This window comes from Halomonas piscis, from assembly GCF_031886125.1.
Taxonomy (GTDB): domain Bacteria; phylum Pseudomonadota; class Gammaproteobacteria; order Pseudomonadales; family Halomonadaceae; genus Vreelandella; species Vreelandella piscis.
On sequence record NZ_CP119391.1, the window covers coordinates 3,083,830 to 3,108,669 of the forward strand.

The window sequence follows — 24,840 nt, forward strand, 5'->3', positions numbered from 1 at the left end:
TTGACCCACCTATCCCACGTCATGGCCAGCCGCTTGGAGACGATCCAGGCTCAAGGAACAGCGATCAGCGCGGTATCATTCTCCGAGCATCTCCGTGTCCTCGACAAACAGTCCCACGAGCTCCGCGTCTTCGCGCTTGGCCAGCCGCGTGGCCTCGTCGAGCATCCGCTGGGCGCGACGATTGCCGTCGAGCAGTACCACGACCCGCGAAATCAGGCGACCACTGTCATGTATCGTCATCGCGCTTCGCATCCTGTCGGTTGTCGCCGCTGCTCTGCCGGCGGCCAATGTCGGCGAACTCGTTCAGGCAATCCGCGACGCGCCGGTTGACAGTGCCAGCGGGGAAGGAGCCGTCTGTCTGGCGCTCACCGGCAACCAGGCCAGTCAGCAGACCGATGGCCTCATCGACGCTATCAAGCGCATACACCCTGAACTGCCCGGCCCGTACCGCCTCGACTACATCGCTGCGCAGCATGAGATGCACCGCGTTGGCCCTGGGCAGCAGGACGCCGTGACTGCCATTCAGCCCCCGGGCCCGGCAGATGTCGAAAACCCCCTCGATCTTCTCGTTGACGCCGCCCACCGCCTGCACCTGCCCGTGCTGGTTGACGGAACCGGTCACCGCCAGGGATTGCCGCAGCGGCGCCCTGGCGAGCACCGAAAGCAAGGCGCAGAACTCGGCCACGGAGGCGCTGTCGCCGTCGACCATGCCGTAGGACTGCTCGAAGGCCAGGCTCGCCGACAGCGACAGCGCCGATTCACCGGCGTAGCGCGAGGCCAGCAGGCGCGACAGGATCATCACCCCCTTGGAGTGGATGTTGCCGCCCAGCTTGGCCTCGCGCTCGATATCCACCAGGCCACCGCGCCCGGGCCGCGCCGTGGCGGTGATGCGGGTGGGACGCCCGAAGGAATGGCCGCCGAGCTGGATCACCGACAGGCCGTTGACCTGGCCCAGCGCCTCCCCGGCGGTGTCGATGAGCATGATGTCGCGCAGAATCGAGCGCTCCAGGCTCTCGTGCACCCGCGCGGCGCGATAGATCTGCTGGTCGATGGCTTCTTGCACATGTTCGGCGGTGACCTGATCGCTTCCCGCCTCGGCGGCCCAGTAGTCCGCCTCGCGCAGCAGATCGCGAAAGGCGCTCGCTGTCGTCGGCGAGACGGCTGGCATGCTCGATGAGCCGCGCCACGGCGTCGCGCCCCAAAGCCTTGAGATTCGCCTCCCGGGCCAGGGTGGCGAACAGGCGCGCATAGAGCCGCTGGGTATCCGCATCGCGCTGCACGTCTTCCTCGAGGTCCGCCTGTACCTTGAACAACTCCAGGAAGTCCGGGTCGTAGGCGCACAGCAGGTAGTACAGCATGCGATTGCCGATCAGCACGACCTTTAGATCCAGCGGCATGGGCTCGGGCTCCAGAGACACCGTGCTGGCCAGGCTGTAGAGCTGTTCCAGGGACTCGATCTTGACCCGCGCCCCGTAGAGGGCACGCTTGAGGCCCTCCCAGACGAAGGGTTGGGTCAACACCTTGACGGCGTCGAGGATCAGATAGCCGCCGTTGGCGCGGTGCAGCGCGCCGGCCCGGATAAGGCGAAAGTCGGTCAGCAGCGCGCCCTGGTGCACCTGATGCTCTACCCGCCCCACCAGATGCTGATAAGTCGGCATGTCCTCGTAAACTACCGCGGCCCCCTGCTGCTCGGCGTTGTCCACCAGCAGGTTGGCCTGATAGCGACTGAAGACCGAGGCCATGGAACTATTGCCGGGCGCCTCCTGACTGATCAGCGCATTGACGTTCTCGGTCACGTCCTTCTGGATGGCATTGATGTGCTCGACCGCTCGGGGGTGGTCACGATAGGCCTCGCGCAGCTCCTCGAGCAGCGGCCCCACCGAGGCCGCAGCCATCTCCTCGTTAAGCTCCTGGATGCGCTGCTGCACCTCCTTGCGCCAGCGCGGCATCTGCTGAACCGTCTTCTGCAGTTTCTCCTGCAACACCGCGATGGTGCGCTGAATGGCCTGGCGACGCTCCTCGGGCAGCGCCTGGAACGCCTCCACGTCCATCACCTCGCCTTCGTCGTTGCGCGGCGCAAAGCTGAAGCCATGGGGCGACTGGATCAGGGCAATGTGATCCTGCTCGGCCTCCTTGCCGATCTCGCGAAACGCCTCGCTTTGGCGCTGACCCAGCTCCTGCTGGATTTCATGCAGGCGGCTCTGGTACTCGTCGCTCTCGAAGGTGGAAGGAATGGCGTGCTGCAGCTCCTCGACCAGCTGCTCGAGATCACGTCGAAACCGCGCGCCCTTTCCCGCGGGTAATTCGATAAGACGTGGATGCCTGCCCTGCATGAAATCGTGCAGATAGCACCAGTCGGAAGGCGTCAGCGCCTGGCGGGAACGCTCGTGTAGAAAGCGCTGCACGATCTCGTGCTTGCCCGCCCCGGAAGGCCCCAGCACGAACAGGTTGTAGCCCTGCCCCTGGATGCCCGTGCCGAAACGCAGCGCCTCTAGCGCTCGCTCCTGACCAATCAGCTGATCAAGCGCCCTGAGTTCGTCGCTGGTCTCGAAATCCAGCGAATCGGGGTCGCAATGTCGGTAGAGCCGATCAGCGGCAAGCGGTGCAGGATGAGCCGTCATGATTTCCTCATGCCCCCTGAGTTCAAGTAGTATAGTGGCATAACAAGTCAGGAAAACACTGAATAAATGTCTTCATGACACGGTAACATCTTCGTTCATGTAGTATGAATTCTCACTACGCTTAAAGGTTAGTTAACTTTTCAGGGTGCGATTAATGGGTTGGGCCTATGTTTTCTGGGCGGCATTTGTCGAAATCTTCTGGGTTCTGGGCTTGAAGTATTCAGACAATCTCTGGATGTGGTCGGGAACGGTCATTGCGCTCGTTTTCAGCTTTTATTTCATCATCAAGGCCTGCGCCGTGCTGCCCTCCGGGGCGGTCTATGCGACCTTCACCGGAACCGGCGCAGCCGCCATCGCCATCATCGACTTTACCCTGCTGGGCGAGCCGTTTACCTTCCTCAAGGGGCTGTTTATCCTGTCTATCATTGTTGGGGTTGTCGGGGTTCAGCTGACCACTGAAGCTGACAGGAAGCCACTTGAAAAGGCTCCGAGCCCAAAGGGAGACCGTGCATAAATGGGCTCTTCGTCGTTGGGTGTGGAATTCGCCCCCTGAGCTGGGCCAGAATATGACCTCCACGACGACAGGAGGTATGACATGGACGGCACCCAGATTCTGACCCTCGGCCTGGGCTTGGAAGCGCCCTGGATTCTCAAGGACCAGCACCTGGACACCTCCGTATCGCCCCACCGTCTGGACCTCTACGTCGAGGCCGAGCGTGGCAGCCTCTACCCCTGCCCTGAGTGCGGCGAGGCCTGTCCGGCTCATGACTTCGCTGACAAGACGTGGCGGCACCTGAACTTCTTCCAGCATCACTGCTACTTGCATGCTCGCGTGCCGCGTACCAAGTGCCCGGAGCATGGCGTCAAGCGTATCGAGGTCCCTTGGGCGAGGCCGGGCAGCGACTTCACCCTGCTGTTCGAGCAGGCGGCCATGTCACTGGTCAAGGAGATGCCGGTGTTGGCCGTCTCCCGACAGCTGGAGATCTCCGACAAGCGGCTGTGGCGCATCGTGCATCACTACGTCGGTCGGATGCTGGGGCAGCTGGATCTGAGCAACGTGGCCACCGTTGGCGTGGACGAAACCGCGTCCCGGCGTGGCCAGCGCTATGTGACGGTGTTCCTTGATATGCAACGCAAGCAGGAACCGGTGATCTTCGCCGTCCCCGGCCACGGCAAGGACGCCATCAAGGCCTTTAGCGCCTTCCTGGCGGCCCATGGCGGCGATCCGGACAACGTGGTCGAGGTCGTCTGCGACATGTCACAAGCCTTCCTCAGCGGCGTGGCTGAGTACCTTCCCAAGGCCGAGGTCACGGTCGACTGGTTCCATATCGTGCAGACCTTCACCAAGCGGCTAGACGAGGTGCGCAAGAAGGAGCGCCGCGAGCAGGAACACCCCAAGTCGCTGCGCTGGGCCCTGCTGAAGAGCCTGGACAACGAGAACCTGACGCCCAAGCAGCTGGCGGCTCTCCAGGAGCTGGTGGCTGACCAGAGCGCCACGTCCGATGCCTGGGTGATCAAGGAGAAGCTGCGCTGGATCCAGAAGGCGCCGACGCCACGAGCGGCTCGATGGCGCATCACGCACTACCTCAGGGTCATGAAGGCGGCGGTCTCGGAGAAGCCATTGCTGAAGCCGATGGGAAAGGCCCTGGCGACGTTGGAGCGCCACGCCGATGCGGTGGTTAGGCGTTGGATTTCGGGACTGACGAACGCACGACTGGAAGGCATGAACGGTCTGTTTCAGGCGGCTCGGTCACGCGCACGGGGTTACCGGAACGAAGCCAACTTCATCGCCATGATCTACCTGATTGGCAGCCCGGTGGGGCGCCTGTTCGATCAGGCCAAATCCACATGAAACGACGAAGAACCCATAAATGGCCTGGATCTACCTGTTTATTGCCAGTTTCGGCGAGATCTTCGGCGTTGCCAGCATCAACATGTACCTGAAAAGAAACTCATGGAAATGGCTGCTGACGGTTATCGTCGTCTTTTCATTGGGCTTTTACTTTCTTGCCCTGGCGATGCGCGAGATCCCTCTGGGCACCGCCTATGCCATCTGGACCGGGCTTGGCGCCACGGGCGCCGTCATCATGGGAGTAATGTTCTTCCGGGAGCCCATGAGCCGTCTGCGTCTTGTATTCCTGACTTTTATCATCTGTGGCGCCGTTGGCCTGAAAATCGTGGCGTAGTAATCGTGGCGTAGTAAGTGCTTACGCATAATTAATCGTGCGTTCCGTCCCGTAACCTTTGAGCAGCCGATGGACTTCATCGCAGAGCCGATCAAATGATAGATAGGCACTGAGGGGCAGCCAGTGGTATTTGACCTGCCGCCAAAGGATCTCGATTAAGTTCAGCTCTGGCGAGTAAGCGGATAGGTAAACCAGATGCACGCGATGCGACATCCATTCCAGAATCTTGCGCTTAAACGCTTTGGAGCGATGCATACTGGCATTGTCCAGCACGACGATGGCGAAGGCCTCGGGGTCTTTCTGAGCCACAAATTGATCAAACGCCTCGATGACGGTCTCCGTGGTGACCGACTTGGTGGTCGTATGGTAGACCAGCTTCCCTTTTCGGCTCACAAAGCCCAGCACGTTCAGCCTATGGCTATGTGAGTACGCCGTCACTTCCCATGGCTTGCCGACGGAGCTCCATGCATAAGGTATCGATGGCGACTGGGAAAAGCCGGATTCATCGAAGTAGTAAAGCTCGTGTTCGCCTCGATCCTCTTGCTCTTGGAAATGGGATGGACCCGTCCTTCTGTGCCAAGCTGGATATAACATCTAGCCAGCAGTGCACAGAACACTGACGGCATCGGTGAAGGAGGATCCATCCATGAAACAGATTAGCATTATAGGCATTGACCTGGCGAAACACGTTTTTCAACTGCATGCCGTGGATGCGCACGGTCACAAAGTATTCAGCAAGCAAGTCCGGCGAGAGAAGTTACGCTTGACGCTGGCCCAAATTCCGCCTTGCCACGTCGCCATGGAAGCGTGCGGCTCCGCTCATTACTGGGCGAGAGACATTGGCACGCTGGGCCATGAGGCAGAACTACTGCCGCCGCAGGCGGTCAAGCCCTTCGTGCTGGGCCACAAGAATGATGCACGCGATGCCGCGGCTATCGCCGAGGCCGCAGCACGCCCGGCGACGCCTCGGGTGACGATCAAGACAGAAGCGCAACAATCCCTGCAAGCGGTGCACCGGGTGCGCAGTCGGTTAGTGCGCGAGCGCACTGCCATCGGCAATGAGCTGCGCGGCCTACTGGGAGAGTTTGGCCTGATCGTGTCGCAAGGGCATGCGGTAATACGCCAGGGTGTGATCCGTGAGCGACTGGACGAGCAACGGGCGCGGCTGGGTGAAGAACTCTACACCCTGCTGAACGACCTGCTCGACCAGTGGCTCGAGAACGATGCGCGAATCGCGCGCTATGACAAGCGGCTGCAGCGACAGGCCAAAGCGTCAGCCGACATGCAGCGGCTGATGAGTCTGCCCGGCATCGGCCCGATCAACGCCACGCTGTTGTTCAGCCACCTGGGCGATCCGGCACGGTTTCCCAACGGGCGTCAGTTCAGCGCCTCGTTAGGGTTAGTGCCACGCCAGCATTCCAGTGGTGGCCGCCATCAGTTAATGGGTATCACCAAATGCGGCAATGGTGAGGTTCGACGGCAGCTGGTGCACGGTGCCCGCGCGGCATTACGCCAGTTTCAGCGCCAGGAACAGCCCGACCGGCTGTCCCGCTGGGCCTGCTCATTAGCGGCGCGTCTTGGACAACGCAAGGCCATTGTGGCCCTGGCAAACAAGATGGCGCGGATTTGCTGGTCGCTATTGGCCCATGAACGCCGCTACCAGCCGCAGGAGGCCGCTTAATGATACCGAATAAACAGGCGAGATCGTTCAGCATACGATAAGTTACCCAACCCCGAGGTTGCGCAGGCGAGATGCTTCGATGGCATAACGGGTCAGACCGGCTCTCTGTCACTCTGTAAAGTGCGCAGGCCCATCACGAGGCCGAGTGGGAGATCAGAGCAGAGAGCGCGTATTCCATCAGGGCCAGGCACGGCAAGTGCCATCAATAGGCCGGATATAAGCGTGCAGTCCTCACTCTTATGCGTTGTTGCTTCTGGCTTGCACAACAGGACGGGTCCATATAAGCACTTTCAGAAGGCCTTGGGTATTGCGAAAATCCGTCTCATCGCGTCGGCCCTTTAGTGAGTGCCGAATGCGCTTGAAGCTATTTTGATTTTTTTTCAATGCCCGGCGCAAGGTGTCCGTGCTGAAGGTTTTTCCCGTTTCCTCCTGAAGCCTAGCCTGCAGGGTGCGTAGCTGATGAGGATGCTCCTCCACCAAGGTCTGTAGCCGCTCTCGATCGCTGTCATCAAGAATTGGGGTGCGGCCACTACGGGGCTTATCAACGAGCTCTTCGAGACCGGAGGCTTCCCACTTCTTGAACCAGATCGTCAAGGTATTTCTTCCGACCACCAAAATGTCGCCGATCTGGGCGATGGTGTAGCCTTGGTCGCTCAAGAGGATCGCATGAGCGCGACGGCGCGAGGCGCGTTTCTGCCCGTACTGATGGACATGGGTCAACGCCTGTCGGTCGGTTTCTGTCAGAGGAGAGATGAAGCGCCTTGCCATGCTGCCGTCCTAAGCTGATATTATACCGACATTATGCATGAAAATATTTGCCTAGGCACTTATAAGCACCTTGAGCGCCTTCTGCTGCGCTGGTAGCTGGGCTTTGCTTACCCCTCTTTGCTCTCTGTTCGGACCTTTGCAACAATCGTGCTCTGCAACGGTCAACGCTCCTGCGCGGCAGGACATCTCAGCACCTTGGCGTAACCGCCAAACGAACACGGCCCTTACCCCATGCGAGTCTTGCTGTATAGCGATCTAGACACGGAATCGATCCCCGGCTTCAAGAAGCTGCGCACCGCCCTGGAAGCGGACAACTTTCGGCAGGCCGATGTCCGCAAGATCGGCGACAACCTCTATCGGGCACGGCTCAACAAGCGCGACCGGATACTGTTCTCGCTTTACCGGCACGCGGGCGAGACCTGCTGCCTGATACTCGAATACCTGCGCAATCACGCCTACGATCGATCGCGCTTCCTGGCCGGCGACGCGGTGATCGACGAGGACAAGATTCCGCGCCTTGACGCCCCGGACGAGGCGGACGTTGAGGCCCTGGGCTACTTGCACCCGACCCGCGAGCGCTTCCACCTGCTCGACAAGATCCTGACCTTCGACGACGAGCAGGAGGATATCTTCGCCTCGTCGCCGCCGCTGGTGGTGGTCGGCTCCGCCGGCAGCGGCAAGACGGCGCTGATCCTCGAGAAGCTCAAGGAGGCCATCGGTGAGGTGCTCTATGTCAGCCTTTCATCCTATCTGGTGACCAGCGCCCGGGATCTCTACTACGCCCACGGCTACGACAACCCCGACCAGTCGGTGGACTTCCTGTCGTTCCAGGAGCTGCTGGAAAGCATCCAGGTGCCGCAGGGGCGGCAGGTCGAGAACCGCGACTTCCAGGCCTGGTTCCAGCGCCACCGCCAGGGCAGCGGCCTGAGCGACCCGCACAAGCTCCACGAGGAGATCCGCGGCGTGATCACCGGGCCGGTGACCGAGAGCGGCTGGCGATCGCGGGAGGAGTACCTGGAACTCGGCGTCAAGCAGTCGATCTTCCCCGAGGCCGAGCGGCCCCGGGTCTATGACCTCTTCGAGCGCTACCTCGCCTTTCTCGAGGAACAAGGGCTCTATGACCCCAACCTGGTCGCCCACGATCACCTCGCCCTGGTGCAGCCCGGCTATGACTTCGTGGTGGTCGATGAGGTGCAGGATATCACCAACGTTCAGCTCTACCTGATCCTGAAAACCCTGCGCGAGCCCGGTCAGTTCCTGCTCAGCGGCGACGCCAACCAGATCGTGCATCCCAATTTCTTCTCCTGGGCCAGCGTCAAGTCGCTGTTCTTCCACGAGCGCGATCTGACCGGCCACGGCGAGGTGGTGCGCATCCTGCACGCCAACTATCGCAACGCGCCGCTGGTCACGGCGCTGGCCAACCGCATCCTCAAGCTCAAGCATGCGCGCTTCGGCTCGGTGGATCGCGAGAGCAACTACCTGGTGCGCAGCGCCGTCGAGCAGTCGGGGCAGGTACAGCTGCTGGAGAACCGGGAGGTGCTCAAGCGCGAGCTCGATAGCCGCACCGCCCGCTCCACGCGGTTCGCGGTGGTGGTGCTGCATCCGGCGCAGAAGGCGGAGGCCCGGCGCTGGTTCCGCACCCCGCTGGTCTTCTCGATCCAGGAGGCCAAGGGACTCGAATACGACAGCGTCATCCTTTACAACGTGGTCAGCGACGATGCGGACATGTTTCAGGAGATCGCCAGGGGCGTGGACCCCGAGGCGCTGGAACGCGAGGAGCTCAGCTACCGCCGCGCCAAGGACAAGCGCGACAAATCGCTGGAGATCTACAAGTTCTTCATTAATGCCCTCTACGTGGCGGTGACCCGGGCGGTGCGCCACGTTTACCTGGTGGAGACGCGGCTCGACCATCCGCTGCTACGGCTGTTGCAGGTAGAAAGCCTGGAGGGCGAACTTCAGCTGGAGCAGGACGACTCCTCCCTCGAGGATTGGCAGCACGAGGCCAGGCGCCTCGAGCTCCAGGGCAAGGACGAGCAGGCCCAGGCAATTCGCGAGCGGATACTGGAGGAACAGCCGGTGCCCTGGACGGTGCTGGACCATGCCGGCTTCGAGGCGCTACGCGACCGGGTGCTCGCCGAAGGCGGCAAGAAGGCGCGCCTCGAGGTCTTCGAATACGCCCTGCTCCACCATCACCGTCCCACTCTGAACGCCCTCGCCGAGGCCGGCTTCAAGCCCGCCCTGGATACCGAGAACAAGGCGGTGCGCCAGCTCCATCGTAACCATTTCATGAGCTACGAGATGAAGCATCCCACGGCGGTGTTCCGGGATACCCAGCGCTACGGCGTGGACCATCGCACCCGTTTCGGCCTCACGCCCCTGATGCTCGCGGCGCGGCTGGGCAACGCCGCCCTGGTGGAGCAGCTGATCGAGCGCGGCGCCGACCCCACGCTGACCGCCAACAACGGCTTCACCGCCCTGCACTTCGCCCTGGAACAGGCGGTGCTCGACGACGCCTTCGCCCGCCAGCGCCTGGCCGGTCTCTATCCCCTGCTGGCGCCGACGAGCCTCAGCGTGCAGGTCGACGAGCGCCTGGTGAAGCTCGATCGCCGGCTCATGGAGACCTTCCTTCTCGAACTGCTTCAGGCCATGTTCTATCGCCATCTCGGCCCGGCCATGGTATGGCACCAAGGCTACACCGCCCAGGATATCGAGGCCTGGGTGGCCCGGCTTCCCGACCGGGTCCTGCCGCCGCGCCGCAAGCGCCGACAATATCTCTCCAGCATCCTCGCCAAGAACGAGATCCGGCGCGAAGACCGCTACAATCGCAAGCTGTTCCTGCGAGTGAAACGCGGCCACTACGTGCTCAACCCGGCCCTGAAGCTTCGCGACGGCGCGGCGTGGGTCCCATTACACCAGCGCTTCCCGCTGGAGGACCTGGATATCCGCCGCTTCGCGGAAACCCTATCCTCGCAGCAGGCTCACCGGTTTGGCGCCGACATGCTGCACGACCATGATCGGTGGCAGCGTGACAGACTGGACACCCTGCGCCGTACCCTGGAGGCGGATCGGCCCGGGGAGGCATAGTCAGCGCGCCGCCTCAAGGCAGCTGCTGCCTCGGCGATCCGCCGGCGAGGACTGACGCCGCTTATTCCACCGCCCGGGCCGCAGTTTCCCGGGGGGATTCGGCAAAGCGGGCGCGGTAGGCGCGCGAAAAGTGCGCCAGGTGCTGAAAACCGGTGGCTACGGCGGCTTCTGTTGTCCGGCAGCCGCTGCCGGCGAGCAGCTGCTGGGCGCGGTCCAGCCGCATCCCCAGGTAGCACTGCTTGGGCGTCTCGCCGAAATGGGTCCGAAACTGGCGCGTCAGCTGGCGCTGGGACTGGCCCACCAGCCGGCAGATCTCGGGGATCGGCAGCGTTCTGGCCAGGTTCGCCTCCATCACCGTCAGGCTTTTCACCACGCTGCGCGGCAGATGCGCATAGCGCACGTCGAGATCCACCGGCGAGCGCTCGTGGCGCTGGTAGATCAGCTGCCGGCCGACGGCGTCGGCGAGCGCCGGCCCGTAGGCAAGCCCGATCCAGGCGAGCATCATGTCGATGCTCGCCACGCCGCCGCCGCCGGTCAGCCGCCGGGCGCTGAGTTCGTAATACGACGAGCTGACCTCGAGCTGGGGAAACTCCCGGCGAAAGGCCGGCGCGCTCTCCCAGTGCAGCGCCACCGGATAGCCTTCCAGCACCCCGGCGCGCGCCAGAATAAACGGCGCGGTATCCAGCCCGCCGAGCCAGCCGCCGTGGGCCGCCACCCGGCGCAGCACCGCGCGGTCCTGAGCGCTGACGGCTACCTCCGGCTGATAGGAGGACACCACCATCAGGCTGGCGTCGTCGGCCACCCCGTCCAGCTCGCCGTCGACCTCGATGCGCACGCCGTTGCTGGCCACCACGCCTTCGCCGTCAAGCGAGCGCAGGCGCCAGGCAAAGAGGTCGCTGCCGAAGCGGTTGGCTACCCGCAGCGGCTCCAGCAGGCAGAACAGCGTCAGCATCGAAAAGCTGGGCACCACCCAAACGTCCAGGGTGTACTCGGCCTGCTCGGGGGCGAGAAGCGGCGGCGAGTCGGGGCGCGGATAGGGCCAGGCGGGGTCGAAAGTGTCGCTCATGGCTAAAATGATCAACAAAAAGTCTATTTTTATCAAGTCATCTCCCCTGCCCCGGACTAGGGTAGATGCCCGTCACCCGTAGCACGCTTGTGGAGATGTCGCCATGACTCACGTCAAAACCGTTGCCGACAACCGCCGTCTGGTCGTTGACTACCAGGATCAACCCCGGGAGCTCACCGCGCTCTGGCTGCGCGAGCGCAGCCCCGCCGAGGACACCCTGGACCCGCGCACCGGCCAGCGCCTGATCGAAGCCGCCGACCTGCCGCTGGACTTGCGCATCGAGCAGGCCAAGGCCGACGGCCGGCAGCTCGCGGTAAGCTTCAGCGACGGCCATCGGGCCGAGTTCGACCTGGCCACGCTGCTCGACACCTCATCGGAGAAAGCGGAAAAACCGCTCTGGGACGCCACCCTCGAACAAACGCCCGAGGCCGACTTCAACGCCGCCCTGGACGACGACGGCGCGCTGCTTGACATGCTCGAGGGGCTGCACCGCTACGGCTTCGTGCTGGTGTCCAACGTCCCCACTACCGAGGACGGCATGCAGGCGCTGATCGAGCGTATCGGGCCGCTGCGCCGCACCAACTGGGGCGGCATCGCCGACGTCAAGTCGGTGGCCAACGCCTACGACCTGACCATGACCCAGCGCGGCCTGGAGCCCCACACCGACAACCCCTACCGCGACCCGATCCCCGGCTACATCTGGCTGCACTGTCTGACCAACGCCGCCGACGGCGGCGACAACACCCTGGTCGACGGCTACCGCGCGGCCGAAGTGCTCCGCGAGCGCAATCCGGACGCCTTTGACGCCCTGACCCGGGTCTGGCCCACCTTTTGCTACCGGGACGACACCACCCACCTGGAAAGCGAAGGGCCGCTGATCGAGCTCAACAGCCGGGGCGAAACCGTTCGGGTGCGCTACTCCAACCGCACCGAGCGGGTGCCGGCGCTGCCCGCCGACGAGCTCGAAGCCTACTACGCCGCGCGCCAGGAGTTTTATCAGCTGATCACCGGCGACGAGCTGACCGTGCATCTCAAGCTCAACCCCGGCCAGATGCTGATCATGGACAACTATCGTCTCTTCCACGGCCGGCGCGCCTACGAGCTGGCCGGCGGCGTCCGCCACATGCGCCAGGGCTACGTGGATCGCGACAGTACCGCCAGCCGCCGCCTGGTGCTGCGTCGCCAGCTGTCTCCGTCCCGCAACGATGAGGAGGTTGCATGAGCCAGACACAGAATCCTTCCCAGGCACAGTCCCAGGCACAGTTCCGCCACTTTGGCGAGGCCAGCCACGACGAGTGGGCGCTGATCGACGATCGCTTTCGCGACTACGTCGCCGATGCCCCGCGGCGGGTGCTCGAGCACCTCCACCGCCTGGCCGGCGACACCCACGGCTATCCGGTCGACCGCTACGAGCACAGCCTGCAGACCGCGACTCGGGCGCTGCGCGACGGCGCCGACGAGGAGATGATCGTCTGCGCGCTGCTCCACGACATCGGCGACGATCTTTCGCCGGCCAACCACGCCGAGATCGCCGCCGGGATCCTCGAGCCCTTCATCGATCCGCTCAACGCCTGGATGATCCGCCACCACGAGCTCTTCCAGGGCTACCACTACCGCCATTTCTTCGGCCTCGACCGTCACGCCCGGGAGCAGTTTCGCGACCACCCGGCCTACGAGCGCACGGTGCGCTTCTGCGACCGCTGGGACCAGGCCAGCTTCGACCCCGACTACGACACCCTGCCCCTGGAGCACTTCGTGCCCATGGTCGAGCGCGTGCTGAGTCGTGAGCCCTTCGGCGGCCTGCCGGCGGTCACCGACGAAAAGGAAAGCGTATGAACTGTGCCAGGCTACTGATCCAGCAGCTCGAATCCTACGGGGTCGACACCGCGTTCGGCATTCCCGGCGTCCATACCATCGAGCTGTACCGCGCTTTGGGGCAAAGCCGGCTGGCCCACCATACCCCGCGCCACGAGCAGGGCGCGGGCTTCATGGCCGACGGCTACGCCCGCGCCAACGGCAAGCCCGCCGCCTGCTTCATCGTCACCGGCCCGGGCATGACCAATATCGCCACCGCCATGGGCCAGGCGCTGGCCGACTCGGTGCCCATGCTGGTCATCTCCAGCGCCAACCACCGCCCGACGCTCGGCCGCGGCCAGGGCCGGCTGCACGAAATGCCCCACCAGAGCGAAACGCTCGCCGGGGTCAGCCGGTTAAGCCACAGCCTCAACGACCCGGCGGCGCTGCCCGAGGTGCTGGCCCGCGCCTTTGCCGTCTTTCAAAGCGCGCGCCCGGGGCCGGTGCATATCGAGATTCCCCTCGACATCATCGACGCCCCGGCGCCGACGGAGCCCACGCGGCCGGCGCGGGTCTTCCCCCCCGCGCCGGCTCCCGCCGCGCTTGCGCTTGCCGGCAACTGGCTCGGCAACGCCGAGCGTCCGCTGGTGATGCTCGGCGGCGGTAGCGCCGCCTACCCCGAGGCGGCCCGGGCGCTGGTCGAGCAGCTCGACGCGCCGACCTTTACCACCATCAACGCCAAGGGCGTGCTGGGCCGGGAGCACCCGCTGGACCTGGGCGCCACCATGAGCCTGCCCGCCGCGCGCTGCCTGGCTGCCGGCGCCGACGTGGTGCTGGCGCTGGGCACCGAGATCGGCGAAACCGACTACGAGCTGGACGCCGAAGGCGACTTCCACCTCGACGGCAAGCTGATCCGGGTCGATATCGACGCCGAGCAGCTGGGCCGCAACCAGGCCGCCGATCTCGCCATCCAGGCCGACGCCGGCGAAACCCTGCGCGGGCTCGCCGAGCGTCTGCCGGCAAGCGCCGCGCGCGACGGCGCCGAGCGCGCCGCGACCGTACGCCGCCGTCTGGCGCTGGCGGAAGATCCGGAACTGGCGCCCTACGCGCCGCTGTTCACCACCCTCAACGAGGCGCTGCCCGACGCCATTCTGGTGGGCGACTCCACCGGCCCGGTCTACGCCGGCAACTTCCTCGCCTCGATGCCCGCTCCGCGGCGCTGGTTCAACGCCGCCACCGGCTTTGGCACTCTCGGCTACGGCCTGCCCGCCGCCCTGGGCGCCGCCCTGGCGCAGCCCGACCTGCCGGTGGTGGCGCTGGTCGGCGACGGCGGGCTGCAGTTCGTGCTCGGCGAGCTGGGTACCGCCCGGGATCTGGGCCGGCCGGTGGCCGTGATCATCTGGAACAACAACGGCTACGAGGAAATCCGCCGCTACATGTCGCTAAGCGAGGTGCCGCACCTTGGCGTCGACCTCACCGCGCCGGACTTCCCGTCCCTCGCCTTGTCCTACGGCTGCCGCCATGCTCATGTCGGTAGCCCGGCCAGCCTTCACGCAGCGCTTGGCCGGCTCGACGAGGCCGACTCACCGCTGCTGATCGAGGTCGATGCGGCCGCCTGGGCCGCGTCGCTCTGACACCGCGCTCGACATCGTCCGCTTTTCACCCGTGATAAGGAGGCGTCTGACGCATGAACACGACACTACAACGCACCGCCACGACCCTGACCCTGATCGCCGGACTGAGCCTGTCCGGCTCTGCCCTCGCCGCCGATGAAGACGACACCCTGCGCCTGGTGGTGCCGCCCTGGCCCGGCGTCACCGTCAAAAGCGAAATTCTCTCCCAGCTGATCGAGCCGCTTGGCTACACCACCGAAAAGCAGCAGCTCAGCTCGACGGTGGGCTACTCCACCCTGGAAAACGGCGACAGCGACGCCTTTTTGGCCGGCTGGGTGCCCGCCCAGCAGGAAAGCTACGACGCCGCCATGGAAAGCGGCACCATTGTCGACCTGGGCAACAACGTCAACGGCGCGCGGATGGGCTTTGCGGTACCCGGCTACGTGGCTGACGCCGGCATCACCAGCGCCGAGCAGCTGGCCGACCCCGAGATAGCCGAGCGCTTCAACCACAGCGTCTACAGCATCGAAAACGGCTCCACGGTCACCGACATGCTCAACGACGCCATCGACGCCGACGTCTACGGCCTCGGCGACTGGGAAGGCAAGCCCTCTTCCACCCCCGGCATGCTCAGCGAAGTCGAAGGCGCAGCCAAGGAAGAGCGCTGGATCATCTTCTACGGCTGGACGCCCCACTGGATGGTGCCGGAATTCGACACCGAGATTCTCGACGACCCCGAGGGCGTCTACGGCGACGATAACGGCAGCAGCGACGTCAAGACCATCGTCACCCAGCGCTACGCCGACGCCAACCCCAACATGCTCAAGCTGCTCGATCAGTTCGTGCTGTCCGCCGACGAGCAGAGCGAGTTCATCCGCGCCTACGGGCTGGAAAAAGGCGACCTGGAAACCGTGGCCCACGACTGGCTGGCCGACCACCCCGAGCGCGTCGCCACCTTCCTCGAGGGCGTGACTACCCGAGACGGCGAAGACGGCCTGGCAGCGGTCAAGGAGAGCCTGTGAACACCACCTCCGAGTCCGAGGCGGCCATCCGCCACGACCTGGCCGCTGCCTACCGTCTCATCGCCCTGGACGGCATGGACGACGGCATTTCCACCCACATCTCCGCTCGCCTGCCCGGCGAGCGTTTCCTGCTCAACCCCTTCGGGCTGCGCTTCGAGGAGATCCGCGCCGACAGCCTGGTGACCGTGGACGCCGAGGGCAGAGTGCTCGACGACCCCGCGGGGCTGGGCATCAACCCGGCCGGCTTCACCATCCACAGCGCCGTCCATGCGGCGCGTCCCGAAGTCGCCTGCGTGCTGCACACCCACACCGTCGCCGGCGTCGCGCTGTCGTGCCTCGAGGAAGGTCTGCTGCCGCTGAATCAGTGGTCGCTGCAGTTCCACGACCGCCTGGCCTACCACGACTACGAAGCCATTTCTCTGGATCTCGACGAGCGCAAGCGGCTGACCGCCGACCTCGGCGATCACTCGGCCATGGTGCTGCGCCAGCACGGCCTCTTGACCTGCGGACGCAGCGTCGGCGAGGCGTTTTTGCGCATGCGCGACCTGGAGCGCAGCTGCCAGACCCAGCTGGCTGCCCAGGCCACCGGGCAGGCGCTGCGGCTGGCGTCCCCCGAGCTTGCGGAAAAGGTCGCCCGCCAGTACGAAGCCTGGGCGGCTAGCCCCCACGGCACCGCGTGCGCCTGGCAGGCCGAGCGGCGCCGCCTGCCCGACGACGACATTTCCCCCGAATACTGAGGGCTGACATGCGATATTCCCGACTCACCGAGCGCATCGCCGGCGAAGGCGCGGCGGCCTGGGACATTCACAACCGCGCGCTGGCCCGCCAGGCCAACGGCGACGACATTACCGTGCTCTCCGTCGGCGACCCGGACTTCGATACCCCGGCGCCGATCGTCGAAAGCGCCGTGGCAAGCCTACGCGCCGGCGCCACCCACTATCCCGACGTCCAGGGCAAGCTGGCCCTGCGCGAGGCGATTGCGCGCCGCTACCGGGCAAGCGGAATGGACGTCTCGCCGGACAACCTGATCATCATGGCCGGCGCCCAGTGCGGCCTTTACGCCGCCGCCCAGTGCCTGCTCGACCCCGGCGACGAAGTCATCGTCGCCGAGCCGAACTACGTCACCTACGAAGCGGTGCTGGAGTCCACCGGCGCAACCATGGTGCGCATTCCCCTGTCCGGCGACCGCGGTTTTCGCCTGGACCCTGCCGACATCGAAGCGGCCATCACCCCGCGCACCCGGGCGATCATGCTCAACACCCCCCACAATCCTACCGGCCAGCTGATCGACGCCGAGCAGTGGGAGGCCGTGGCAGCGCTCTGCCGCCGCCACGATCTCTGGCTGATCTCCGACGAGGTCTACGCCGAGCTGATCTTCGACGGCGAGCACGTCTGCGCGGCGGCCCTTGCCGACATGGCCGAGCGCACCGTGGTCGTCAACAGCCTCTCCAAGTCCCACGCCATGACCGGCTGGCGGCTGGGCTGGGTGCTCGGCCCCGAAGCGCTGATCGGCCATATGAGCCACCTGGCGCTGTGCATGCTCTACGGCTGCCCGGATTTCGTCCAGGACGCCGCCTGCAGCGCTCTCGAGCAGCAGCCGCCCCAGCTCGACGCCATGCGCGAGGCCTACCGCGCTCGCCGCGACGTCGTCTGCGATGCCCTGGACGACTGCTCGGCCGTAGCGGTGGTCAAGCCCGCGGCCGGCATGTTCATGATGGTCGACGTGCGCGCCACCGGGCTTTCGTCCCAGGCCTTCGCCGACCGTCTGCTCGACGAGCAGGGCGTGTCAGTGCTTTCCGGCGAAGCCTTCGGCCCATCCGCCGCGGGCTTTGTACGCCTCAGCCTGACCGTCGACGAGGCGCGTCTCGCCGCGGCCAGCCGCCGCCTGGCAAAGGTTGCCACGGCGGCCCGCGCCGAGGCCGCCTCCCTTTCCACCGTTCAATGAGTTGCCTATGACGACATCGCCCAACCCCTCTCCCGCTTCTTCCACCGCCCCGGCGGTGGAAGCCCGCCACCTCGTCAAGCGCTTCGGCGATCTTGAGGTGCTCCGCGACGTTTCCCTCCAGGTCAGCGAGGGCAGCGTCACCTCCATCATCGGCGCCAGCGGCTCGGGCAAGAGCACCCTGCTGCGCTGCCTGAACCTGCTCGAACGCCCCGTGCAAGGCGAACTGACGATTGCGGATGAAACCATCCGCTTCGACCGCAATCGCCAGGGCGACATTGTCGGCCTGGACCGGCGCCAGCTGCAGCGGCTGCGCGCCAGAGTCAGCATGGTGTTTCAGCAGTTCAATCTGTGGCCGCACCTCACGGTGCTGGGCAACATCATCGAAGCGCCCATGCGCGTCCAGAAACTGTCGCGCAAGCGCGCCGTCAAGCGCGCCGACCACTACTTGAAGCGCGTGGGCATGGCCGACAAGCGCGACAGCTACCCCGCCTTTCTCTCCGGCGGCCAGCAGCAGCGCGTGGCCATTGCCCGGGCGCTGGCCATGGAACCCAGGGTGCTGCTGTTCGACGAGCCGACGTCGGCTCTCGATCCCGAACGGGTCAGCGAGGTGCTCAGCGTCATCCGCAGCCTTGCCGACGAGGGCCGCACCATGGTGCTGGTCACCCACGAGATGGCCTTTGCCCGGGAGGTATCCGACCAGGTCGTCTTCCTCGACCGCGGCGTGGTCGGCGTTGCCGGCACCCCGAGGGACGTCTTCGAGGAGAACGGCAACGAACGCTGCCGCCGCTTTGTCGCGCCGGCGGCCTGACCTCGCCACCGCTATTGCTTCTATCCCCGTTACGGAGATCACCATGAAAAACAACCTGATAACCGCCGCTGCCCTGGCCCTGCTGACCTTTTCCACCGCAAGCCAGGCCGACGAGCCGTTGCAAATCGGCATTTCCGCCGAGCCCTACCCGCCCTTCACCTACACCTCCGCCGACGGCGACTGGACCGGCTTCGAGGTCGAGCTGGGCCTGGCCTTCTGCGAGGCCATGGGCCGGGAGTGCGAGATCAAGCCCACCGGCTGGAGCGGGATCATTCCCTCGCTCAAGGCCGGGCGCATCGACATGATCATGAACTCCATGTCGATCACCGAAGCCCGCCAGCGGGTCATCGACTTCAGCGACCCCTACTACTTCACGCCCGGCGCCTACGTCGCCGCCAGGGACATGGCATTCACCCCGCCGGAAGACCTCGACGGCAAGGTGCTGGGCGTGCAGAGCGCCACTACCAACGCCACCTATACGCGCCGTGCCCTGCGCGACAGCGGCGCCCGCGTACGCCTTTATGACCAGGCCGAGCAGGTCAACCGCGACCTGCTGTCCGGCCGGCTGGACGTGATCCTCGCCGACCAGATCGCCATGCTTGAGCTGGTCGAGCGCGACGCCGCCGAGGACTTCGAAATCAAGGGCACCGCGCCGCATCACCCGGCCTACGGCGACGGCGTGGGCATCGGCCTGCGCCAGGAAGACGACGCCCTGGAAGCCGACCTCAATGACGCCATCGCCGAGGTGCTGGAAAACGGCACCTGCACCCGCCTTTCCAACGAGTATTTCGATACCGATATCTGCACCTGACAGTCCTTAGCGACGCTAACCGGGAGGCGTCTGAACCGCGCCTCCCTTCTTGCCTCAACAGGGACCCATCACTGCCATGAACAACGTTTCTCAAGAGGGGCTGCTCGACTGGGCCGGCCCCATCGCCGAGGGCGCGCTGACGACGCTGGAAATCGCCTTGCTGTCCTACGCCATTGGCCTGGTACTGGGCCTGATCGGCGCCAGCGCGCGGCTCAGCCCCTGGGCGCCGCTGCGCGGCCTGGCGACCGCTTATTCCACCGCGGTGCGCGCCATCCCCGAGCTTTTGCTGATCATTCTGCTGTACTACGCCGGCTCCCAGGCATTGACCGCGATCACCCAGGCGCTGGGCCTGCCCGGCCAGGTCGCCATCAACGGCTTCGTCACCGCCGTGGGCGTGCTGGCCTTCGTCCAGGGCGCCTACATGACCGAAGTGCTGCGCGGCGCCATTCTGGCGATCCCCAGGGGCCAGCTGGAAGCCGCCGACGCCTTCGGCTTCTCCGCCTGGACGCGCTTTCACCGCATCGTCATCCCGGGCATGCTGCCCAACGCCATTCCCGGCATGTCGAACCTCTGGCTGATTCTGATCAAGGACACCGCCCTGATCAGCGTGATCGGCTTCAGCGAGCTTTTTTTCACCGTCCAGCAGGCCGCCGCCAGCACCCGCGCCCAGTTTCTGTTCTACAGCGTGGCAGGCGTCATCTACCTGGCCATGACGCTGACCTCCACCGCGCTGTTTGCTCGGCTGGAGCGCTACGTTCGTCGCGGCCAGCCGGCCACCGAGGAGGGCTGACATGGATTTCTCCTGGCTGCACGACCCCTTTTATCAGTCCTATCTCATAGAAGGCTTCGTCAATACGCTGCTGCTCATCGCCGTATCCGCCGCTGGCGGCCTGGCGCTGGCCGTCGCCCTGGCCATGGCGCGGCTCAAGGGGCCAAGGCCGCTGGCCTGGGTCGTTCACGGCTTCACCACGGTGATGCGGGGCACGCCGCTGCTGGTGCAGCTGTTCTTTTTCTACTACGGCGTCGGGCGCCTGCTCGAAGGCATCCCCGGCATTCAGAACAGCCTGATCTGGCCGGTGCTGCGCGACCCTTTCTTTTACGGCGCGCTAACCTTCATCCTCAGCGTCGGCGCCTATTCCGGCGAAGTGATCCGCGGTGCCCTGATCAGCGTGCCCGCCGGCGAGCGCGAGGCCGGCCGCGCCTTTGGGCTGTCGCCGGTTCAGGTCTTCTTTCGCCTGTGGCTGCCCCGGGCCATCCAGACATGCCTGCCCACCCTCACCGGCGAGATGATCCTGCTGCTCAAGTCGATACCGCTGGTGTCGACCATTGCCATGATGGACCTGCTGCAGGCGGCCAACATCATCCGCGACGAGATGTTTCTGGTCTACGAGCCGCTGATGCTCATCGCCGGTATCTACCTGGCCATGACGGTGGTGCTGACGCTGGTGCTGCGCCAGGTCGAGCAGCGCTTCCCCGGCATGCGCCCGACCCGCGGCCGCCGGCTGATACCGGGGCGCGCCTGAACGGTTTAAAAGCCGTCGACGCCGGCCGCCCTCAGGCGGGCGGCGAGCGCCTGCACCCGGGGCGCGCGGAAAAACGCCGTCAGCGCCTCGGCGCGGGTGGCACCGACGCCGGGTAGCGCCCGCCACTGCTGCCGGCCGTAGCCGGCAAGCGCGGCCCAGTCGCCGCTGGCCCGCTCGCTTCCCGGCGGTGCGCCCAGCGCCTTGAGCCAGGCGGAAAACGGCCGGGTTCGCGCCGCGGCAAAGCGCGCCATCAGCGCTTGCGCCCGGACCTTACCCACTCCCGGCACCTGCTCAAGCTCGGCCCGCTCCAGCGCCAGCCAGTCCAAAAGCCCGGTCACCGCGCCTGCCTCCATCAGCGCCTGCCAGGTGCCCTCGCCTATCCCGCGCATCGTAAGCGCCTCGCCCAGCCAGCCGAGCCGAGCGAGCAGCTGGGCCTTGCAGCCCAGCGGGTAGGTGCTCGCGTCTTCCAGAGAGAAACAGCTGAGCCGGTGATAGTCGTCCGCCGCCGGCACCGTCAGCGGCTCGCGTTCGACGGCCTGCCAGACAACGCCGTCGAACGCCGGAATCGTCAGCCCGCCCAGCACCACGGCCACCTGGTCGCCGACGCGCACGTCAAGGCGCCGCCAGCGCTCAAGCGAGCCCAGCGAGACCCGGCTTATGCGCCGGCCCTCAAGGCGCACCGGGTCAAGGTGCAAAAGCGGCGTCACCCGCCCGGTACGGCCGAGGCTAAACTCGACGCCGCGCACTCCGGCCAGCGCCCGCTGGCCGGGGTACTTCCACGCCACCGTCCAGTCCGGCGGTTGCGGGCGCCAGTGCGCCCCGCCGGGCCGCTTGCCCTGCTTGAGCACCACGCCGTCGGTAGCGAAGGGCAGCGGCGCGGTATACCAGTGGTTTCGCCAGTGGGCGGCGTCGCGGCGGTCATCAAGGCGGTGGGTATAGTCGGCGGTGGCAAAGCCCAGCGCGGCAAGCCCTTCAAGGCGCTCGGGCATGGTAGCGGGGCCGTCGGGCCAGCCCCAGACAAACAGCCCCGCGCGCTCAAGCTCGGCGGGAGAGGGCTCGGCCTGGCGCATCAGCCCGGCAACTTTATTGCGCGCTCGGTGACGCTGAGGCTCGGCCTGCACGTGGCCGTCAAGCTGCCAATAAAGCTCTCCCTGCAGCACGATGGAGACCGGCTCGGGCAGCCTGTTGGGCACCGCGGGAAGCCTAAGTGCCCGCGCCGTCCAGTCCTGCCCCCGCTCGCCGTCGCCTCGGCTCACGGCCTCGGCCAGCCTGCCGGCCGCGTAGCGCAGCGTTACCGCCACCCCGTCCACCTTGGGCTGAATCCACAGGTCGTCCCGGCGGCTGGCCCAGCGCTCGGTGCCGGCTTCGTCGGCTTTCTCGAGCCCGGTCTGGGCAATCGGATGGCGACGTACGCGGCTCTTGCCCGCCGAGGGGCCGGCGGTCACGCTAAGCTCAGGGGCATGGCGCCGGGGCTTGCCGGCGCAGGTCCGCCAGCTTTCCAGCCGCGCGGCCGCCTGGTCGTATAGCGCATCGTCAACGGGCGAGACGCCGTCTCGATAGTAGGCGCGGTCCCACTCGGCCAGGCGCGCCTCTAGGGCGCCAATCTCCCGGTCCAGACGCGCCTCGTTCCAGACCGGGCAGCCGGCCGCCGCCGGCCCCGACCACAGCGCCAGCGTTGCCGCTATCGCCATCGCCGCCCGCGCGCCCGTCGCATTATCCGGCTTCCCGCCTGGCCAGCAACAGCAGGCCGCCGGCAACCAGCGCGCCCACCAGGTCGCTGATCAGGCCGGGGAAAATCAGCGCCAGCGCCCCGCTCCCGGCGAGCAGACGCCAGAACACGTTGAGCGGCCGGCGCAGGTAGCCTTCCACCGCCACCGCCAGCAGCAGCACGCCGACCACGCCGGTGGCCACCACCAGCAGGATGTCGCCGACGCTGGCGTCGATCATCAGCATGCTGTGGGCAAACACGAACATGTAGGGCACCACGAATCCGGCCACGGCCAGGCGCATGGCCTGAAAGCCGGTGGCGTTGGGCGAGCCGCCGCTGATGCCCGCGCCGGCGTAGGCGGCGAGCGCCACCGGCGGCGTGAGGTTGGCAAAGATGCCGAAGTAGAAGACGAACATGTGCGCCACGAAGATCGCGGTATCGCTGCTGCCGGCCAGCTCCCGGAACAGCGGCAGGTTGAGCAGAATCGGCGCGGCCATGGTGCTGGTGATGATATAGGTGGGAATGCTCGGCAGCCCCATGCCCAGCACGATCGAGGCGAGCATGGTGAGCATAAGCGTCACCAGCAGCTGCACCGTAGGGAACGGGATCTGCTGGCCCAGCGTCACCACCGCGTCGGCCACTTCCAGGGCGATGCCGGTGAGCGTCGCCACGCCGACGATAATGCCCACCGCGCCGCAGGCAATGGCCACGGGGATGGCGTTGCGCACGCCGTCGTGCATGGCGTCCCGGCAGTCGGCAACGTCCATTTTTTCGGCCACCAGGCCACGCTTCGCCCGCAGCGCGTTGATCGCCGCCGGCAAAGCCACGATACCGAACAGCATCAGCCGGCTGGCGGGCAGGCCGGGGATCGGGTTACCCGCCAGCAGCGCCTGCCACTGGGGCTCGACAATCAGCAGCGCGAGAATGAGGCTGGCCCCCAGGGTGACCCGCCAGGTACCGCAGATCAGCACGGTGGCGGCGATGGACCAGAAGGCGGCGAAAAACGGCGCGCGGCCGTCAAACAGCAGCCACAAAAGCACCGCCATGGGCACCAATAAATGCCCGCGCTTGAGCAGCACGGCCTTGAGGGGCGTAAGCCTGGCGCGATCGATGCCTTCCAGGCCGTCGCGCAGCGCGCGCAGGTGCACCTGGAACAGCACCCCCAGATAAAACAGCAGCGCCGGGATGATCCCCGCCAGGATCACCTGGGTGTAGGGCACCGAGAGCACCTCGGCCATGATGAAGGCCGCCGCCCCCATGATCGGCGGCAGTATCTGCCCGCCGACGCTCGCCGAGGCCTCCACCGCGCCGGCAAAGTTGGGCCTGTAGCCGGTGCGCTTCATCAGCGGAATGGTAAAGGCGCCGGTGGTCACCACGTTGGCAATGGCCGAGCCGTTGATCGATCCCAGAAAGCCGCTGGCAATGACCGCGACCTTGGCCGGCCCGCCCCGGGTATGCCCGGCCACGGCCAGCGCCAGGTCGTTGAACAGCTGCCCCAGCCCCGACTTGCCGAGAAAGGCGCCGAACAGGATAAACAGAATGATGTAGCTGGCCGACACCCCGGTGGCGGTGCCCAAAAGCCCCTCGGTGATGAATACCAGGTGCGAGACGATCTGGCGGCAGGTGGCCAGCACGATATTGGCGTCCAGGGCGGGGTAGAACAAAAGCTTGGCGTAAAAGCCGTAGGCCAGAAACGCCGTGGCCAAAAGCGTCAGCCCCCAGCCGGTGGCCCGCCGGGTGGCGTCCAGCACCAGGGCCACCGCCAGCAGGCCCACCAGCATGTCGGTATCGTTGATGCGCCCGGCCGAGGCGATAACGCGGTCGGCCACCGCCAGCATGTAAACGCCCACGCCGAAGGCCAACAGGGCCAGCGCGGCGTCACCCCAGGGCACCCGGTGCCGCGCGCCGGTGCGGGTCAACGGGTAGAGGATAAAGGTCAGCCCCAGCAGGGTGTAGAGGTGAATACTGCGCTGGGCCACGTCCACCAGCGGGCCGGCGAAGGAAGTATAGAGGTGAAACAGCGCCAGCAGTACCGCCACCATCATGACGCTCCTGATCACGCCGTCCGGCAGCCTGTCCCGCACCAGGCTTTCGCGATCGTATTTTTCCAGCGCCTCCTTCACCGCCGGATCGTCGGTAGCGTCGGCCGCGGCCTGCCCGGATGATAGGTGCTTGTCGTCGGACATCGTGCCCTTCTCGCTCTCTTGTGT

The 24,840-nt window shown here is 65.7% G+C and carries 20 protein-coding genes and 3 pseudogenes; 15 read left to right on the top strand and 8 right to left on the bottom strand.

Going from position 1 to position 24,840, the window contains the following annotated elements; genetic code table 11:
- Positions 1 to 75 precede the first annotated feature (75 nt).
- From P1P91_RS14490 to P1P91_RS14500, 3 genes and pseudogenes are all read right to left on the bottom strand, one after another.
- Positions 76 to 240: a universal stress protein gene (locus tag P1P91_RS14490; protein ID WP_311883521.1), complete on the bottom strand. Its 165-nt coding sequence runs from the start codon at positions 238 to 240 to the stop codon at positions 76 to 78.
- Complete coding sequence (locus tag P1P91_RS14495; RefSeq protein ID WP_311883522.1) at positions 227 to 853, bottom strand: S16 family serine protease; 627 nt, start codon at positions 851 to 853, stop codon at positions 227 to 229. The genes P1P91_RS14490 and P1P91_RS14495 overlap by 14 nt, the downstream gene beginning before the upstream one ends.
- A 237-nt stretch (positions 854 to 1,090) precedes the next feature.
- Positions 1,091 to 2,621, bottom strand: a pseudogene (locus P1P91_RS14500) (AAA family ATPase); the annotation flags it as partial.
- Between the two features lie 154 nt (positions 2,622 to 2,775).
- Between P1P91_RS14500 and P1P91_RS14505 the strand changes: the two are divergent.
- The 3 genes from P1P91_RS14505 to P1P91_RS14515 all read left to right on the top strand — a co-directional run bounded on the left by P1P91_RS14505 (position 2,776) and on the right by P1P91_RS14515 (position 4,807).
- Entirely contained in the window at positions 2,776 to 3,135 is a 360-nt protein-coding gene (locus P1P91_RS14505; protein WP_311883525.1) for a DMT family transporter, read from the top strand.
- An 81-nt stretch (positions 3,136 to 3,216) separates the two neighbouring features.
- Positions 3,217 to 4,473 (top strand): ISL3 family transposase, encoded by a 1,257-nt coding sequence (locus P1P91_RS14510; protein WP_311881765.1) that lies wholly within the window; start codon positions 3,217 to 3,219, stop codon positions 4,471 to 4,473.
- A gap of 19 nt (positions 4,474 to 4,492) precedes the next feature.
- A complete protein-coding gene (locus tag P1P91_RS14515; protein WP_311883527.1) occupies positions 4,493 to 4,807 on the top strand; it encodes a DMT family transporter in 315 nt (104 codons plus the stop codon).
- Between the two features lie 21 nt (positions 4,808 to 4,828).
- Here the strand turns inward: P1P91_RS14515 and P1P91_RS14520 are convergent.
- A pseudogene (locus tag P1P91_RS14520) lies at positions 4,829 to 5,353 on the bottom strand (IS630 family transposase); the annotation flags it as partial.
- A 100-nt stretch (positions 5,354 to 5,453) separates the two neighbouring features.
- On the opposite strand from P1P91_RS14520, the gene P1P91_RS14525 reads away from it, so the two are divergent.
- Positions 5,454 to 6,488, top strand: coding sequence for an IS110 family RNA-guided transposase (locus tag P1P91_RS14525; protein WP_311883528.1), 1,035 nt, complete (start codon positions 5,454 to 5,456; stop codon positions 6,486 to 6,488).
- A 282-nt stretch (positions 6,489 to 6,770) separates the two neighbouring features.
- Here P1P91_RS14525 and P1P91_RS14530 read toward each other — a convergent pair.
- A pseudogene (locus P1P91_RS14530) lies at positions 6,771 to 7,256 on the bottom strand (helix-turn-helix domain-containing protein); the annotation flags it as partial.
- A gap of 231 nt (positions 7,257 to 7,487) precedes the next feature.
- On the opposite strand from P1P91_RS14530, the gene P1P91_RS14535 reads away from it, so the two are divergent.
- Positions 7,488 to 10,340, top strand: a complete 2,853-nt coding sequence (locus P1P91_RS14535) for an ankyrin repeat domain-containing protein (RefSeq protein WP_311883529.1) — start codon at positions 7,488 to 7,490, stop codon at positions 10,338 to 10,340.
- Between the two features lie 61 nt (positions 10,341 to 10,401).
- Here P1P91_RS14535 and P1P91_RS14540 read toward each other — a convergent pair whose 3' ends face one another.
- Positions 10,402 to 11,406 carry a GlxA family transcriptional regulator gene (locus P1P91_RS14540; RefSeq protein WP_311883531.1) on the bottom strand — a complete coding sequence of 335 codons (1,005 nt, stop codon included), beginning with the start codon at positions 11,404 to 11,406 and terminating at the stop codon, positions 10,402 to 10,404.
- Between the two features lie 103 nt (positions 11,407 to 11,509).
- On the opposite strand from P1P91_RS14540, the gene tmpA reads away from it, so the two are divergent.
- From tmpA to P1P91_RS14590, 10 genes are all read left to right on the top strand, one after another.
- Positions 11,510 to 12,628, top strand: a complete 1,119-nt coding sequence (tmpA, locus tag P1P91_RS14545; protein ID WP_311883532.1) for a 2-trimethylaminoethylphosphonate dioxygenase — start codon at positions 11,510 to 11,512, stop codon at positions 12,626 to 12,628.
- Complete coding sequence (locus P1P91_RS14550) at positions 12,625 to 13,242, top strand: HD domain-containing protein (protein WP_311883533.1); 618 nt, start codon at positions 12,625 to 12,627, stop codon at positions 13,240 to 13,242. The genes tmpA and P1P91_RS14550 overlap by 4 nt, the downstream gene beginning before the upstream one ends.
- The gene (locus P1P91_RS14555) at positions 13,239 to 14,834 is read left to right on the top strand and encodes a 5-guanidino-2-oxopentanoate decarboxylase (protein WP_311883534.1); all 1,596 of its coding nucleotides are present in this window, start codon (positions 13,239 to 13,241) and stop codon (positions 14,832 to 14,834) included. Before P1P91_RS14550 ends, P1P91_RS14555 begins: the two co-directional genes overlap by 4 nt.
- Positions 14,835 to 14,887: 53 nt before the next feature.
- The gene (locus P1P91_RS14560; RefSeq protein ID WP_311883535.1) at positions 14,888 to 15,835 is read left to right on the top strand and encodes a glycine betaine ABC transporter substrate-binding protein; all 948 of its coding nucleotides are present in this window, start codon (positions 14,888 to 14,890) and stop codon (positions 15,833 to 15,835) included.
- Positions 15,832 to 16,572: a class II aldolase/adducin family protein gene (locus P1P91_RS14565; RefSeq protein ID WP_311883537.1), complete on the top strand. Its 741-nt coding sequence runs from the start codon at positions 15,832 to 15,834 to the stop codon at positions 16,570 to 16,572. Before P1P91_RS14560 ends, P1P91_RS14565 begins: the two co-directional genes overlap by 4 nt.
- Positions 16,573 to 16,580: 8 nt before the next feature.
- Positions 16,581 to 17,780, top strand: a complete 1,200-nt coding sequence (locus P1P91_RS14570) for a pyridoxal phosphate-dependent aminotransferase (RefSeq protein WP_311883538.1) — start codon at positions 16,581 to 16,583, stop codon at positions 17,778 to 17,780.
- 7 nt (positions 17,781 to 17,787) lie between these two features.
- On the top strand, positions 17,788 to 18,588 hold the full coding sequence (locus P1P91_RS14575) for an amino acid ABC transporter ATP-binding protein (protein ID WP_311883540.1): 801 nt from the start codon (positions 17,788 to 17,790) through the stop codon (positions 18,586 to 18,588).
- A 43-nt stretch (positions 18,589 to 18,631) separates the two neighbouring features.
- Positions 18,632 to 19,399 carry a transporter substrate-binding domain-containing protein gene (locus P1P91_RS14580; RefSeq protein WP_311883542.1) on the top strand — a complete coding sequence of 256 codons (768 nt, stop codon included), beginning with the start codon at positions 18,632 to 18,634 and terminating at the stop codon, positions 19,397 to 19,399.
- Positions 19,400 to 19,475: 76 nt separating this feature from the next.
- Positions 19,476 to 20,189 (top strand): ABC transporter permease, encoded by a 714-nt coding sequence (locus P1P91_RS14585; RefSeq protein WP_311883544.1) that lies wholly within the window; start codon positions 19,476 to 19,478, stop codon positions 20,187 to 20,189.
- A 1-nt stretch (position 20,190) separates the two neighbouring features.
- The gene (locus tag P1P91_RS14590; protein WP_311883545.1) at positions 20,191 to 20,922 is read left to right on the top strand and encodes an ABC transporter permease; all 732 of its coding nucleotides are present in this window, start codon (positions 20,191 to 20,193) and stop codon (positions 20,920 to 20,922) included.
- Between the two features lie 5 nt (positions 20,923 to 20,927).
- On the opposite strand, the gene ligB is transcribed toward P1P91_RS14590, so the two are convergent.
- A complete protein-coding gene (gene ligB / locus P1P91_RS14595; RefSeq protein WP_311883547.1) occupies positions 20,928 to 22,613 on the bottom strand; it encodes an NAD-dependent DNA ligase LigB in 1,686 nt (561 codons plus the stop codon).
- 22 nt (positions 22,614 to 22,635) lie between these two features.
- Positions 22,636 to 24,816 (bottom strand): TRAP transporter permease, encoded by a 2,181-nt coding sequence (locus tag P1P91_RS14600; protein WP_311883549.1) that lies wholly within the window; start codon positions 24,814 to 24,816, stop codon positions 22,636 to 22,638.
- Positions 24,817 to 24,840 lie beyond the last annotated feature (24 nt).